Below are 12676 nucleotides of genomic sequence, written 5' to 3'. Positions count from 1 at the left end.
ACCCAATTGCGGATCTCAGGACGGGCTCGGGACTCGACTTAAGTCTAGTTCGGAAACAGCCGAAAGTCTGTTTTACCAAGGCTTTAAACCATCTATACTAAGTACATAAGCAAGAGCAAGAACATGTAAGACAAAAGCGAATATGAAGAATTTCTAATCGGAATTCCATTAGGAAAGGAGAGGGACTTGGAGATGAATGGAAAGAGTGCACTGGGCGTACTGCTCATTATCGTCGGCGGACTTGCCGCTTTGAACTTCCTTAATATCGACTTTGGCCGAATCATCGGTTTTCTGATTCCGTTTGTTCTTATCGGTTTCGGAGTTGTGGGGTGGCTTAATAACAAGAAGGTGATTGGCGGGATTCTGATCGCGCTTGGGGGTATTATGGTTCTTGGCAAGCTGGGCGGATTGTTGATGCTGATCCTCGCGATCGGACTTGTAGTAGCAGGCATATCGTTATTTAAAGGCGGCAAACGGGGAATGAATTAAGAAACAGGCGGACGGGCGGCAAGGAGAGTTGCCGCTTTCGGACCCTTCGAGGAGGATATAGAGATGAGCATCGTAAGACGAATTCGCGATATCACGGTCGCAACGTTAAACGAAAGATTGGAGAAGGCCGAGGATCCGGTTCGGATGATCGACCAATTCCTCTGGTCCACCAGAGAAGATATCATACAAGCAGAGAAGCTTCACCAACAATATACAAGCCATTCGAACCATCTGAGAGCGCAATGGCTGCAGGCAGAATCGCAGAAGGAGCGCAGGGAGCAGCAAGCAATGACTGCTCTCAAGGCCGGAGAAGAAAACATGGCACGATACGCGCTCCACGAGAAAGCGAGCTGCGAGGAACGGGCTGTCCAGTATAAAGAATTGTTCGAGCAGAGCAGGCAGCATACACTTGAGCTCGAGGAACAGCTTCGCGAAATGCGCAGTGAATATCAGACTGTATATGACAAACGTGAGTATTATGCCGCACGTATGGAATCGGTAAGATTGCAGCAACGTTTGAATAGTCGATTCGGCGGCTATGGCGAAACAGGTCCACAGCCTGGTGCAATGTTCCGTCGGATGGAGGATCGTATTACCGATCTGGAGACGGAAGCAAAGAGTATCCGCGATGTACGCCGGATGGGGCACGGAATGGATAATGGGAGTCTCGGCAGTACGATCAAATCGGTGGTTGAACGCGAGCTTGATGAACTCAAACGCAAACTTGAGAAGGAAGGATGGTCTTCTTGAAGAAACTATACCGCTCTAGACGCGACAAGAAGCTGCTCGGATTGTGCGGCGGACTTAGTGAAATGTTGAATGTTGACGCCACCTTAATCAGGATTTTGCTGATTGTCGTTACACTTATCTCGGGTGGAGCTGTAATATTCATTTATCTACTGGCTTTCCTAGTTATTCCGAAGGAACCGCCTATCCACGGCGGATACGGACATGGCGGTTATGGTCCAGGCGGATACGGTGGCGGAAGTTATGGTGGCAGCTTCAATGGCGGCGGATATCAGAACACCAACTATGGTCCTTATAATGGTCAACAAGGACGTCCGTTCCAGACATCGTACGGACAGGCAACACCGCCGCCTCAAGGAAACTGGGACTACAGCAAAGATGAACCAGCCGCTACTCCAGGCTTCGATAGTATGATGGATGATCTCGAGAAAAAGGCGCTAAGACGTGAAATCGAAGAATTAAAATCTAAATTAGCAAAGTACGAGAAGGGAGAATAACAAAATGGGAATCTTCAAAAGAATGAAGGATATGACGAAAGCATCGATGAATGAGGTACTAGATAAAATGGAAGATCCGGTTATCATGCTGAACCAATACCTTCGTGATATGGAATCCGAAATTCATCAAGCGGAAGTAACAGTCGCGAAACAAATGGCGAACGAGCGCCGCATGAAACAACGTCTCGAGGATTCGGTACGTAATGCTGCGGATCGCGAGTCGAAAGCGGAAGCCGCACTTCGTGCAGGTCAAGAGGAACTGACACGTAAGCTGCTGGAAGAGAAGCTGTACTTTGATCAGAAGGTAACGGAATATATTGAGTTGCATGCTCAAGCGAAAGGTCAAGCGGATGAGTTGATGCAGCAGCTGCATGGCATGAAAGAAGAGTTCTACCAGCTTCGCAACAAACGTAATGAGCTTGCATCACGTGCTCAAGTAGCGAAGGCGCAGAAACAAATGGCGCAACTAAGCTCGAACCATTCGATTGACAGCGGCACTGCTTCTCGCGGTTTCTACCGGATGGAAGAAAAAATTATGCAGCTTGAAGCTGAAGCTGATGTATTGCGTACCCCATACGGCTATAGCAGCCAATCCGGCTCCACAAATGTGAGCACGGTTGATCTCGAGAAACGTATGAAGGTTGACGAGCAGCTCGAGGCGCTTAAGAGCAGATTGAACGGGAGCGCCCCGCAATCCGGCAACTCAGCAACTGAATAATAACGGCTAGAGCGAAGCAGCGGACCGGTGACGGTCTGCTCTTTGCTGCTTTGGCGAGATGCTTGGATAGGGCAGGCATATAGGGGGCATTGCGCCAGGCTACATAAGGAGCGTGCAAGATGCAAACAGATCAGGAGCAGCGCGGTCAGGGAACGGAAGGAACAACTGCGGCACGGAAACGTAATGCGGCGGAGACGGTATTATGGCTGCTAATTATCGTAAGTTTGGCGGTTATCGTGTTGCAGGGGCTCGATGTAGTCGAACTGTACACACTAAAAGGGAAATGGGCGGTAATGGGATTGATCGGCGTTGGCTGCGGACTGGCTGCAGCTACCGTTATGAGCTACTTGCAGAACTCCAAGCTTAAAGCAGCAGTTCGCAGGTTGACCGAGCAGCAACGGAAGCGATCGGCTTATGCGGTCACCATCGATTCCGATAATTCCGGAGAGGGTCGTCAGGAAGAAGACGGTGATCCAAGCTGGAAGGAAAAGGTGAGATTCACAGCTGTTATCGAAGAGAGGCAACGCCTCGCGCGAGAGCTTCATGATGCAGTCAGCCAGCAGCTATTCGCGATATCGATGACGGCAACGGCTGTCAGTCGTACAATTGAACGAGACTGGGAGCGGGCTAAGCGGCAGGTTCAGCTTATCGAAGAGATGGCTGCGGTAGCGCAATCCGAGATGCGCGCGTTGCTGCTACATCTTCGTCCTGTGCATCTGGAAGGGAAGAGTCTCGGACAGGCTCTAAAAGCGTTGATTGACGAGCTTCAACAGAAGATCCCAATGGATATTACGCTGGAAGTGGATGAATCAATCACGTTATTGCCAGGAGCGGAGGATCATCTGTTCCGCATTGCGCAAGAAGCGTTATCCAATACGCTTCGACATTCTAAAGCCGACAAGATGCATATTCGGTTGCTTCGATTGGACAACAAAGTGCATATGACGATACAGGACAGCGGCGTCGGATTCGATCTGGAGGCGAAGAAACAAACCTCGTACGGACTGCTTACGATGGAGGAGCGGGTTAACGAGCTAGGCGGCTCGTTGCAGATGATTTCGCAGCCCGGTGAGGGAACTACCATCCATCTGTGGGTACCTGTTGATAACAAATAAGATGAGGCGAAGATGGGATGAAGCTAGAAACTGAGTATCGGAGCATAGCAGAGCTATGTGAGAAACCGCAATGTTTCCAAAGGAAACATACTTCGAAAGCATACGCTTAGGTTCGGCTGAGTTCCATATTCGAAGTCGAATAGGCATCTTGCGGGACATCGTAATGGAAAGCGGATATTTTGAACTACCTATAAGGAGAGATGTGGGGATGGAGGCACCAATTAAAGTATTACTGGTGGACGATCACGAGATGGTGCGGATCGGCTTGGCGGCTGTGCTGGATACAGAGGACGGAATCGAGGTCGTAGGAGAAGCCAGTAATGGATTGGACGGCATTCGTCTGGCAACGTCCTATCGCCCGGATGTTGTTCTTATGGATTTGGTGATGGACGGGATGGATGGCGTGGAGACGACGGCGAAGCTGCTCGAGCAGCATCCAGATTGCAAGGTCATCGTGCTGACCAGCTTCATCGATGATAGCAAGATTTATCCTGTAATCGAAGCGGGGGCGTTCAGTTATTTGCTCAAGACATCCCGTGCTAACGAAATTGCAGAGGCTATTCGGGCTGCTGCGCGAGGACAATCGGTACTGGAATCGCAAGTAGCAGCCAAAATGATGAACCGGTTCAGGCAACCCAAGCAACTGGAAAAAGCACCGCTGCATGACGATTTGACCGAACGCGAGATGGATGTTCTCAAGCTGCTCGCACAAGGAAAGTCCAATCAAGAGATCGCGGATGGATTGTTTATCGGTATCAAGACGGTGAAATTCCATATTACGAATATTTTCAACAAGCTGCATGTGGACGATCGGACGCAGGCGGCGATCTATGCGCACAAACAGGGAATTGCGGAATAACAAACTAAGCTGCTATACATTTAGCGAGTAAATGAAGTCGAGCATTGCCTTGGCATCGTCGATCGGGAAATCGGGGATGTTACCTGTGGCAGCTCGGCGCAACCGCATGGTTTCGGCATAGCTGTCATAAGCTTCCGGCCATAGGGCTACCGCAGCAACTTGACTTAAAGATTCCACTAGCTCCAGATCAGCTTCGGCTTTGATTAATACAATTTTGGGATAGCGCTCATGCTTGTACCCTTCCACCAGAATAAAATCCATGTCCGCCATTAGTCGGATCATCTGGTCCAGTGAAGCTGGATGCCGTGATACCAAGGCTGATCCAGTGGATGAAACAATGGCGGTTATGTCCGCACCGGACTGCTGATGTTTCCAAGTATCGGTACCGGAATGATCCATCTGGAATTCGTGGGCATCATGTTTAATTGTACCGACTCTATATTCGGCTTCTTTGAGAAGCGACGCCAGCCGGCAGACCAACGTGGTTTTGCCGGTATTTTTGTATCCTACAATCTGAAACACGAATGGACGGCGAACGTCTATGTCGGTTCTGTAATCATCTGCTGTGAGCACAATTCTACCTCCTTCTAATATTTCATTCTAACAAAGCAGGGATCAGGCGTCACTTATCGGAGATGGAAAAATGTGCAGGGAGTTACTGTACCATGTTGACGTATGGGAACATCGGCGTTAGTTATGCAGCTTGCGCTGCGTCATCGACCAAATTATTAGTCGTGATACGCTGGTCGGCCGTGGTACAATACATGCAACGAGAGATGGGCTCGGATGGAATAAGGTAGGTGAACGCTTATGTCAAACCATAGGTTGCCATACGAACAGGTCAAGCAGGCAGGGAGCGACGGAAGGTTCAACCGGCGAGCAATCCTGCCGGTAGAAGCGCAGCGGCGAGTCGTCGAAGCCGCCGCCGCAAGACCTGTCGGCAGCGAGCTAACGCCGCTGGCCGAGGGCGGCGGCCGCCGCCTCGCTCAGTCGCTGAGCGCGACGAGCGATTGGCCGCCGTTCCCGCGCGCGGGGCTCGACGGCTACGCCGTGCGCGCGGCGGATACCGCGGGAGCGGCGCCGGAATCCCCGGCGCTGCTCCGCGTGGTTGCTTCGGTCGCGGCGGGAGAGCTCTCCTCCGCGACCCTGATGCCGGGGACGGCCGCGCGAGTCATGACCGGCGCGGCTGTCCCCGAAGGCGCCGACGCGGTCGTCATGCTGGAGCAGACCGCGGAGGCGTCCCTGGCCGGGGGCGCTGCGGCGGTGCTCGTGCGAGCGGCCGCCTTGCCCGGCCAGAACGTGGCGCCACGAGGCGAGGAACTTCGCCTCGGGAGCCTGTTGGCGGAGCCCGGCACGCTGCTGCGGCCGGGCCACGCTGCACTTCTTGGCACGTTCGGCTATGCCAACGTGCCGGTGTACCGGCGCCCCCGCGTGGCGATCTTCGCCACCGGCAGCGAGCTGTTGCCCGTGGCGGCCGAGGCGGCGCCGGGGCGGATCCGCGACAGCAACAGCGCGATGATCGCGTGGATGGTGGAGCAAAGCGGCGCGGAGCCGTGGCTATGCGGGACGCTGCCGGACGAGCTGGAAGCGGTGGAGAGGGCGCTTCGGCATGCGGCAAGCGAGGCGGATCTGATCATCACGACGGGCGGGGTGTCTGTAGGCGATTACGACGTAATGGCTAGTCTGCTGCGGGGGCTGGGAGCAGCTGCTGGAACCAGCGTCAGTGCTAATCCAACTGCAGAACATAACAGGACGAATACCACCGAAGGTGAAGAGCCGTTGCAGTATTCTTGCGAGACGAATATGGATCGGGCAACAGTAGAGGAAGCTAGGCTAGAGGGAGCAGACCAAAGGGAAAGACGCGAGAGTCTGCTGTTGTTCAACAAAGTAGCCATGCGTCCCGGAAGTCCAACCTCGGCTGCGCTCTACGAGGGCAAGCTGCTGCTGTGCCTATCCGGCAACCCGGGGGCTTGCTTCGTTGGCTTCGAGCTGTTCGCGCGTCCGGCGCTTGCCGCCATGCAGGGCTGTACGTCGCCACTGCCTCAATTGATTGCTGCTAAGCTGGCGCTCCCCGTCACCAAAGGCAGCCCGCATGTACGCTTCGTTCGTTCCCGGCTCCGTTACGGTGATGACGGTATGATGTACGCCGAGCCTCTTGCGTTCTCCAAGTCCAGCATGCTGGTATCCATTCCATATGCGGAGGGGCTTGTTATCGTCCCGGCGGGACCGCAAGGATTGGAAGCAGGCGAGCAAGCGCAAGTCATGCTGCTGCCGACGTGAATGGTTTGACATGGAAGCATGGAAGCATAAGCGCCGTGTGCGGCTAGTCCAAGCAACTGCTCGAAGCCGAGCTTATTCCCAGCTTTTTGGCTCTGTGGCTGCGCAGTTGCCTGGCAGGTATTCCGGTAAAAATAAAGCTTTCGATTGAACCAGTCCTATAAAGCAGCGGCAGACGAAGACTTGCTAACGTCTTCGTCTGCCGCTGCTTTTATACATCTATTCCGTGAGCGCCATGATAACTTGTTTTGACTTTCAATGTCATCTTCTCAAATTACACATTGAGGGCATAAACGAGGGATACTATTTTTCTAGATAATTTTTTAACCCTTCCAAATCCTTGTCACAAATTTTGCGATAGGAGGAAGTCATTAGTTTACTGACCAGTTTCGCAATGCCAGTCATCCCTTTAACTTCACCGTGCATCGTAACCTCAGTAGTATGTTCTAATTCTTTTAGTGTATAAGTATAAAAATGTTCCCCTTTGCCGCTTGATCCTTTAGAACCGTCTACATAGATTTCAATTTTATTGGGCTCCAGATTCGTAACTTTTAATACTTCCGCGCCTTCTATCCCCATCATTGTCCTTGTTTCTCTCCACTCGCTTCCGACCTTTAGCGGACCTTCATCCGATCGCTCTATTCGTACTAACCCACGCATCCAATGTTTTGCTGAATCCAGGTCGAGCAAACCTTCGTATACTTTTTCTCTTGGAACATTAAAGGTTTTTTTCGTTTCAAATTGAACGCTCATGTCATATCCTCCTCTTCCAAAAGTATATGAGATTTTCCGCTGTCCCTAATGAAATTCAACTAAACATCGATAGTATCCTGCCGATTAATGAAGCATCAGCAATCTGCTTGAAGCTGCACATTCTTATTCTCGGAAAAATGCCCCTCTATGAGAACAAAACGTCCCCTTGGCAACTGTAAATGCATTCGTTATCGTAATGGGAGTGGGAATTAGATAATTAGCGACAGAGTTCCTGCTGCTTCAAGCATCGATAATAGATGAAATTCTAGCTGAGGGTGATTATAGTATGCATCGCAAATTGGAAATTATAGCGACTTCTTCTGAAGAAGCGGTGGCAGCCGAACGGGCAGGGGCGGATCGTATTGAGCTGATTGCCGCCATGTCGGAAGGCGGCTTGACACCTAGCTACGGTACGATAGCAAGAACTGTACAAGCCGTGCGTATTCCAGTGCGCGTGATGATAAGGCCGCATAGCAGAAGCTTTGTTTATACGCAGGACGAGCTGGAGACGATGGTTGCGGACATTCGAATAACCCGTGAATTAGGTGTTGCCGGGTTTGTGTTCGGCGCATTGACGCCTAACGGCAGAATCGACGTTGCTGCAATCAGGCAGTTGTGTGCGGAAGCATTGGAACTGCCGGTAACATTCCACCGGGCGATTGATGAAGCGCGAGATATCGCGGAAGTGCTCCGTGATCTTGAGCAGATCCCGTCCATAGATCGTGTGCTGACCTCGGGCGGCAACGCCGACGGTGCTTGGCATGCTCGTTATTTGCTCCGTGAACTGCAGGCGTCTACGCGGCTAAAGCTTATCGCAGCCAAAGGTTTGTCGGTTGAGAAGCTCGAAGCTTTTCTGAAGGATGCAGCAGGTGTTAACGAGGTTCACTTCGGGACCGGAGTGAGAGTTGGGGGAAGAGAGGACGCGCCGATCGATCCAGAACGGGTGATGAGCTGCGCGAACCTGCTTCGTGGCGGACAAGAAGGAAAGCTAGCCAGCGAAGAGGAGGGGGAAGGCAGATGACGAAAAAGGCTGGATTGCTCGTGGAGGAGCATAGGGGGCCGTTAGTTGAATGCGAATATATCGGTCACCTTGTTGCGGTCGACTCGCACGGTGAGATTGTAAGAGAGATCGGCAATCCGCCCTCTTATGTCGAAGATCGGCGTGGATGAGCGACAACTGGTTTGCGGCGCGACCTACCTGCTGCACGTGCCGAGTAGAGTCGAGCTCCTGAAGTTATATAACCAACTGCAAGCCCTTCATGTGAGGGGCTTGCAGTTGGTTATGAAAGCATGGAAAGGATTGAATGACGGACTGTCTGTCTGTCTGTCTGTCTGTCTGTCTGTCTGTCTGTCTGTCTGTCTGTCTGTCTGTCTGTCTAGCACAACCTCTGCAGCATGGTCAAACTTTGCGTTGCCAAAGGACGGCGATACCGAGTTATATATATTTGTTGACGACAGAGCCCCTGCTTGGGAGCGGCCAGTACAATTGGGCTGCGCCATAATACATCGCGTATGGATATGCGGCTGTGAATGGGAGCTTCAGCCACTCTGCAGGCTGATGCTTCTCGGCGTATGTGACCGCGGTCTTCAATCCCGTCAGCAATCCATCTGCTCCGAGCAGCAGACGCCGCACCTTGTCCGGGTCGCCAATAGCTGAAGGGGGAGAGAAGGTTGCATGAGAATGCTCCTTATACAAGCCAGATCCTTTACTGCTCGACGATATCTCCCTTACTAGATTAAGGTGTGTAGTAGCCGGATGTCGAAGAGCAAGCTCAATGACCTCCCAAACCTCAGGCATCAAGTATTGCTTGTTTCCCATAAATACGACATCAAGCTCGTTAATAATGTTCTCCAGCTCATGGAGCTTGTCCTTCGTTACTTCGGCATTCCGCCAGCCTTCCTGCCTGCCCAGCTCGATCATGAGACGATTCAGCTTTTGTTCGGCGGTCTTCGCCGCACGCAGCCAGGCCGCGGCCCCTTTAGCCGACAGTGCTTCCCACTCGCCTAGTCCATCGGCGGGTTCAGCGCGCGATGGCTCAATAAGCTCCCGGTTCCGATAGGAGGCATAAGGATTTATGGCGCTGATTGGCGCATAAGCGTGCGAACGTTCAATTCCTCTTATGGATCGTATATAGTCGGCCATACTGCATGGCTCCTTCCTCATGCTAATCATGACACTCCACTAGCGCCACGATGAGAATATTACAATGATCATACTATATAACGAACGAGAAAAAACGCGAAACAGAGAGTCGAATACTTAAGAATTGTTCGTTATAAAGAAATTTATTGTCGATATCAAGCCTTCTCTGTCGATTTGGATGATAAAAGAAAGAAGATGAAAGTCTTCTGATCTTAGAGGGATGATACCTTGTATGTTGCTTTATTCCAATGAATGGGCAGGAATTTTTTCATTTATGCGGAATTAGTAGGAGGAGCATCCTTCATGGCCGCATTAGATTTTAACGCTGGATGTATTTGTCGTTTATAAAGAACGGATTTGATCTTTTTCTATATGTTAGTGTTCGTTGTGATGATGTATTTGTTCGTTGTGCTGTGTATGCTGGATTGCCAATATGAGAAATGGAGGTAATAACATGTATGTACCCCGGAATTCTTTATTGAATCTGGACGGAACTTCACCTAAGACCCGTGGAAGACGTCGAAGCCTGCGCAACAAATATAGTGTGGTATTCGTGAGTGCAGCACTTGTTCTTCTACTCTTAACGGCATTGCTGATACAAAGGACGGGATCGCCGGACACGAGCGAGGCACTGACTACTCGTTATGCTCATGATCTGGGACAACTGTGGAGCTGGAGCGATTCCGTAATGTCTGGAGGGGCGACCAATGCTGAATGGACGCTCCGATATGATGCAGTCTTAAGCGATAAGGTGGGATTAGGTGACTTGTCCGATGCCGTATTTGCCAGTACGGGAGGCAAAATCGAGACGGAGAGAATGGTAACGAACAATGGCAATAGCATCTCTGGTCAATTTCCAGGCAATCTTGGGACAGGAGAGACCAAGGCAATGCTCTCTTTGCATATGACGGAGGAGCAGGGGGCTGAGCATGCAGTCATTCTTCTGCTGGAATCAGGTATTGAAGGGGCGACGGAGCAAGGTCTTCAGACTGCCTTAACGCGACTCGGCGCGATTCTTAGTGACACGACGCAGAAGTGGACGCTGACCATGAAGACGCATGGTTATTCGGATACACAGGGAGCAGCGGATAAGCTGGAGCGAATGGCCTTAGGAAAAGTCCAGGAGCAGTATGAGGATGGAGGCACGCGGAGTATTACGATGTTAAGTGATGGATTGTTAACGACCAAGGCGCTGGATCAGCGCCGCCGCGCGAATCTCCAGGTTGCCGTACATCATAGCACGGAAGCAGCAAGGGATGAACTAACGATCGGCGTACCGCTTATCTCTGGAGATTTCTCCTCGGTTACAGCAGTGGAAAATGTCGAATAATGAAATATATCCGATTATAAGGTACTGGCTGTTTTCTTTAGAATGGCAGTATTTTTTGTAAGTCGTTCAATGGCTAATTAAGGATGAATATGCTACACTACATAACATGTAATTCCATAAAAATTCAGGTAGAAAGAATGAGGCGTATGACTTACAATCCTGTTAACGACGCGGTATCCCCTGAAGGTGCAGTCTACTATCTGTTCGGGGCAACAGGCGACCTTGCTAGACGCAAGCTGTTCCCGGCATTGTTCAGTTTATATAAAGAAGGGAAGCTCTCCGAGCGGTTTGCAGTTGTGGGCCTGGCTCGCAGAGCGCGCACGAATGAGCAGTTCCGAGCCGATCTATACGAATCCATCAACGAATTCTGTCGATATAAGGCGGACGACATCGAGCTGTGGACCCGCTTTGCGGAGCACTTCGTCTATATGTCGCTCGATATTAACGATGTCGATGGGTTCCGTCAGTTGTCCTCGTTGTCGGCGGAGCTGGACGAGAAATTCGATATCGCTGGCAACCGCTTGTTCTATCTGGCGCTTGCGCCTTCGCTGTTCGGTCCCGTATCCTTTAATCTGCGCGACGGAGGTTTGCTGGAGTCCAAGGGCTGGCATAGGCTCGTTATCGAGAAGCCGTTCGGCTATGATCTGCCCTCCGCGCAGAAACTGAACGAGCAATTGGGCCAAGTGTTTAAGGAAGAAGAGATCTTCCGGATCGATCATTATTTGGGCAAAGAGATGGTCCAGAACATCCAAGTCATCCGGTTCGCTAACGCGTTCTTCGAACCGCTGTGGAACAATAACCACATCGCCAACGTGCAGATAACGTTGTCCGAGACGGTTGGTGTAGAAGAACGCGGCGGATATTACGACAAGTCCGGCGCACTGCGCGACATGGGACAGAACCATATGCTTCAGATGCTGACGATGATCGCGATGGAGCCGCCAAGCCGTCTGCATGGCGAGGATATCCGCGACGAGAAGGTCAAGGTACTCAGATCTCTACGCGGCTACCAATCAAGCGATGAGGTCCGGAGTCATGTCGTCCGAGGTCAATATTCGGCAGGAAAGCTGGGCGGCAAGGAGCTTCCTGGTTATCGCGAGGAAGATTCGGTTGGTACGGACTCGGTGACGGAAACGTATTTTGCAGCGAAGGTATTCGTGGATAATTTCCGCTGGGCCGGCGTGCCGTTCTATATTCGTACGGGCAAACGTCTGCCGGTCAAGACGACAGAAGTTGTCGTGGAATTTAAGGCGATGCCGCAGAACGTGCTGTTCGCGCAGAAGCATGAGCTATCGCCCAATTTGCTCGTCATTCGGGTTAATCCCATGGAGGGCATCTACATCAAGATCAACGCCAAGAAGCCTGGCGCGGACAATGATGTTCAGCCCGTGTCGATGGAATTTTGCCAGAGCTGCATGATTGGCATCAATACGCCAGAAGCGTATGAACGTCTCATTCATGATGCGGCGCGCGGCGACTCCACATACTTCACGCGTTGGGATGAAGTGTCTCATGCCTGGGAGTTCGTCGATCGTATCGCAAAGGCTTGGCGAGAAGACGCCTCCGATCTGGAGCATTACCCGGCAGGTTCCTGGGGGCCTGACAAGTCCAATAAGCTGCTCGCTGAGCATGATCACCATTGGTGGCCTGTAAACGGGCAAGATGAGGACAATGTCATCTGGATCACGAACAAAGAGAAATAGGCATATGAATGAGTGTTAAGTACGTTCGCTTATAGACCGATAATA

The 12676-nt window shown here is 51.5% G+C and carries 15 protein-coding genes; 12 read left to right on the top strand and 3 right to left on the bottom strand.

Annotation, left to right across the window (positions count from 1 at the left end):
* The first annotated feature begins 192 nt into the window (after positions 1 to 192).
* The 6 genes from ACX1C1_RS26740 (at position 193) to ACX1C1_RS26715 (ending at position 4425) form a co-directional block, all read left to right on the top strand.
* A complete protein-coding gene (locus ACX1C1_RS26740; RefSeq protein WP_458955147.1) occupies positions 193 to 489 on the top strand; it encodes a LiaF transmembrane domain-containing protein in 297 nt (98 codons plus the stop codon).
* A gap of 63 nt (positions 490 to 552) precedes the next feature.
* Entirely contained in the window at positions 553 to 1239 is a 687-nt protein-coding gene (locus tag ACX1C1_RS26735; RefSeq protein WP_458955146.1) for a PspA/IM30 family protein, read from the top strand.
* Positions 1227 to 1733 (top strand): PspC domain-containing protein, encoded by a 507-nt coding sequence (locus tag ACX1C1_RS26730; RefSeq protein ID WP_458955145.1) that lies wholly within the window; start codon positions 1227 to 1229, stop codon positions 1731 to 1733. Before ACX1C1_RS26735 ends, ACX1C1_RS26730 begins: the two co-directional genes overlap by 13 nt.
* A 4-nt stretch (positions 1734 to 1737) precedes the next feature.
* A complete protein-coding gene (locus ACX1C1_RS26725) occupies positions 1738 to 2451 on the top strand; it encodes a PspA/IM30 family protein (protein ID WP_458955144.1) in 714 nt (237 codons plus the stop codon).
* Positions 2452 to 2570: 119 nt separating this feature from the next.
* Positions 2571 to 3566 (top strand): sensor histidine kinase, encoded by a 996-nt coding sequence (locus ACX1C1_RS26720; protein ID WP_458955143.1) that lies wholly within the window; start codon positions 2571 to 2573, stop codon positions 3564 to 3566.
* A gap of 208 nt (positions 3567 to 3774) precedes the next feature.
* Positions 3775 to 4425 carry a response regulator gene (locus tag ACX1C1_RS26715; protein WP_458955142.1) on the top strand — a complete coding sequence of 217 codons (651 nt, stop codon included), beginning with the start codon at positions 3775 to 3777 and terminating at the stop codon, positions 4423 to 4425.
* A gap of 12 nt (positions 4426 to 4437) precedes the next feature.
* On the opposite strand, the gene mobB is transcribed toward ACX1C1_RS26715, so the two are convergent.
* Positions 4438 to 4998, bottom strand: coding sequence for a molybdopterin-guanine dinucleotide biosynthesis protein B (mobB, locus tag ACX1C1_RS26710; protein ID WP_458955141.1), 561 nt, complete (start codon positions 4996 to 4998; stop codon positions 4438 to 4440).
* A gap of 92 nt (positions 4999 to 5090) precedes the next feature.
* Here mobB and ACX1C1_RS26705 point away from each other — a divergent pair, with 92 nt between their 5' ends.
* The gene (locus tag ACX1C1_RS26705) at positions 5091 to 5225 is read left to right on the top strand and encodes a hypothetical protein (RefSeq protein WP_458955140.1); all 135 of its coding nucleotides are present in this window, start codon (positions 5091 to 5093) and stop codon (positions 5223 to 5225) included.
* A gap of 10 nt (positions 5226 to 5235) precedes the next feature.
* Positions 5236 to 6705 carry a molybdopterin molybdotransferase MoeA gene (locus ACX1C1_RS26700; RefSeq protein ID WP_458955139.1) on the top strand — a complete coding sequence of 490 codons (1470 nt, stop codon included), beginning with the start codon at positions 5236 to 5238 and terminating at the stop codon, positions 6703 to 6705.
* 300 nt (positions 6706 to 7005) lie between these two features.
* On the opposite strand, the gene ACX1C1_RS26695 is transcribed toward ACX1C1_RS26700, so the two are convergent.
* Entirely contained in the window at positions 7006 to 7455 is a 450-nt protein-coding gene (locus ACX1C1_RS26695; protein WP_458955138.1) for an SRPBCC family protein, read from the bottom strand.
* A 286-nt stretch (positions 7456 to 7741) separates the two neighbouring features.
* Here ACX1C1_RS26695 and ACX1C1_RS26690 point away from each other — a divergent pair, with 286 nt between their 5' ends.
* Positions 7742 to 8476 (top strand): copper homeostasis protein CutC, encoded by a 735-nt coding sequence (locus tag ACX1C1_RS26690; protein WP_458955137.1) that lies wholly within the window; start codon positions 7742 to 7744, stop codon positions 8474 to 8476.
* Positions 8473 to 8625 (top strand): hypothetical protein, encoded by a 153-nt coding sequence (locus ACX1C1_RS26685; protein ID WP_458955136.1) that lies wholly within the window; start codon positions 8473 to 8475, stop codon positions 8623 to 8625. Before ACX1C1_RS26690 ends, ACX1C1_RS26685 begins: the two co-directional genes overlap by 4 nt.
* A gap of 265 nt (positions 8626 to 8890) precedes the next feature.
* Here ACX1C1_RS26685 and ACX1C1_RS26680 read toward each other — a convergent pair whose 3' ends face one another.
* Positions 8891 to 9598 (bottom strand): hypothetical protein, encoded by a 708-nt coding sequence (locus tag ACX1C1_RS26680; RefSeq protein ID WP_458955135.1) that lies wholly within the window; start codon positions 9596 to 9598, stop codon positions 8891 to 8893.
* 454 nt (positions 9599 to 10052) lie between these two features.
* On the opposite strand from ACX1C1_RS26680, the gene ACX1C1_RS26675 reads away from it, so the two are divergent.
* On the top strand, positions 10053 to 10928 hold the full coding sequence (locus ACX1C1_RS26675; protein WP_458955134.1) for a hypothetical protein: 876 nt from the start codon (positions 10053 to 10055) through the stop codon (positions 10926 to 10928).
* Between the two features lie 146 nt (positions 10929 to 11074).
* On the top strand, positions 11075 to 12631 hold the full coding sequence (gene zwf, locus ACX1C1_RS26670; RefSeq protein ID WP_458955133.1) for a glucose-6-phosphate dehydrogenase: 1557 nt from the start codon (positions 11075 to 11077) through the stop codon (positions 12629 to 12631).
* Positions 12632 to 12676: the final 45 nt, after the last annotated feature.

The organism is Paenibacillus sp. strain BS8-2 (assembly GCF_054483835.1).
Note: the sequence above shows the minus strand (reverse complement) of the source record. Positions and strands in the feature narration are given on the sequence as shown.

What these genes read in the sequence shown, in the direction of transcription:
- ACX1C1_RS26740 (WP_458955147.1), top strand. Translation starts at nt 193, where the DNA reads ATGAATGGAAAGAGTGCACTGGGCGTACTGCTCATTATCGTCGGCGGA.
- ACX1C1_RS26735 (WP_458955146.1), top strand. Translation starts at nt 553, where the DNA reads ATGAGCATCGTAAGACGAATTCGCGATATCACGGTCGCAACGTTAAAC.
- ACX1C1_RS26730 (WP_458955145.1), top strand. Translation starts at nt 1,227, where the DNA reads ATGGTCTTCTTGAAGAAACTATACCGCTCTAGACGCGACAAGAAGCTG.
- ACX1C1_RS26725 (WP_458955144.1), top strand. Translation starts at nt 1,738, where the DNA reads ATGGGAATCTTCAAAAGAATGAAGGATATGACGAAAGCATCGATGAAT.
- ACX1C1_RS26720 (WP_458955143.1), top strand. Translation starts at nt 2,571, where the DNA reads ATGCAAACAGATCAGGAGCAGCGCGGTCAGGGAACGGAAGGAACAACT.
- ACX1C1_RS26715 (WP_458955142.1), top strand. Translation starts at nt 3,775, where the DNA reads ATGGAGGCACCAATTAAAGTATTACTGGTGGACGATCACGAGATGGTG.
- ACX1C1_RS26705 (WP_458955140.1), top strand. Translation starts at nt 5,091, where the DNA reads ATGTTGACGTATGGGAACATCGGCGTTAGTTATGCAGCTTGCGCTGCG.
- ACX1C1_RS26700 (WP_458955139.1), top strand. Translation starts at nt 5,236, where the DNA reads ATGTCAAACCATAGGTTGCCATACGAACAGGTCAAGCAGGCAGGGAGC.
- ACX1C1_RS26695 (WP_458955138.1), bottom strand. Translation starts at nt 7,455, where the DNA reads ATGAGCGTTCAATTTGAAACGAAAAAAACCTTTAATGTTCCAAGAGAA.
- ACX1C1_RS26690 (WP_458955137.1), top strand. Translation starts at nt 7,742, where the DNA reads ATGCATCGCAAATTGGAAATTATAGCGACTTCTTCTGAAGAAGCGGTG.
- ACX1C1_RS26685 (WP_458955136.1), top strand. Translation starts at nt 8,473, where the DNA reads ATGACGAAAAAGGCTGGATTGCTCGTGGAGGAGCATAGGGGGCCGTTA.
- ACX1C1_RS26680 (WP_458955135.1), bottom strand. Translation starts at nt 9,598, where the DNA reads ATGGCCGACTATATACGATCCATAAGAGGAATTGAACGTTCGCACGCT.
- ACX1C1_RS26675 (WP_458955134.1), top strand. Translation starts at nt 10,053, where the DNA reads ATGTATGTACCCCGGAATTCTTTATTGAATCTGGACGGAACTTCACCT.
- zwf (WP_458955133.1), top strand. Translation starts at nt 11,075, where the DNA reads ATGACTTACAATCCTGTTAACGACGCGGTATCCCCTGAAGGTGCAGTC.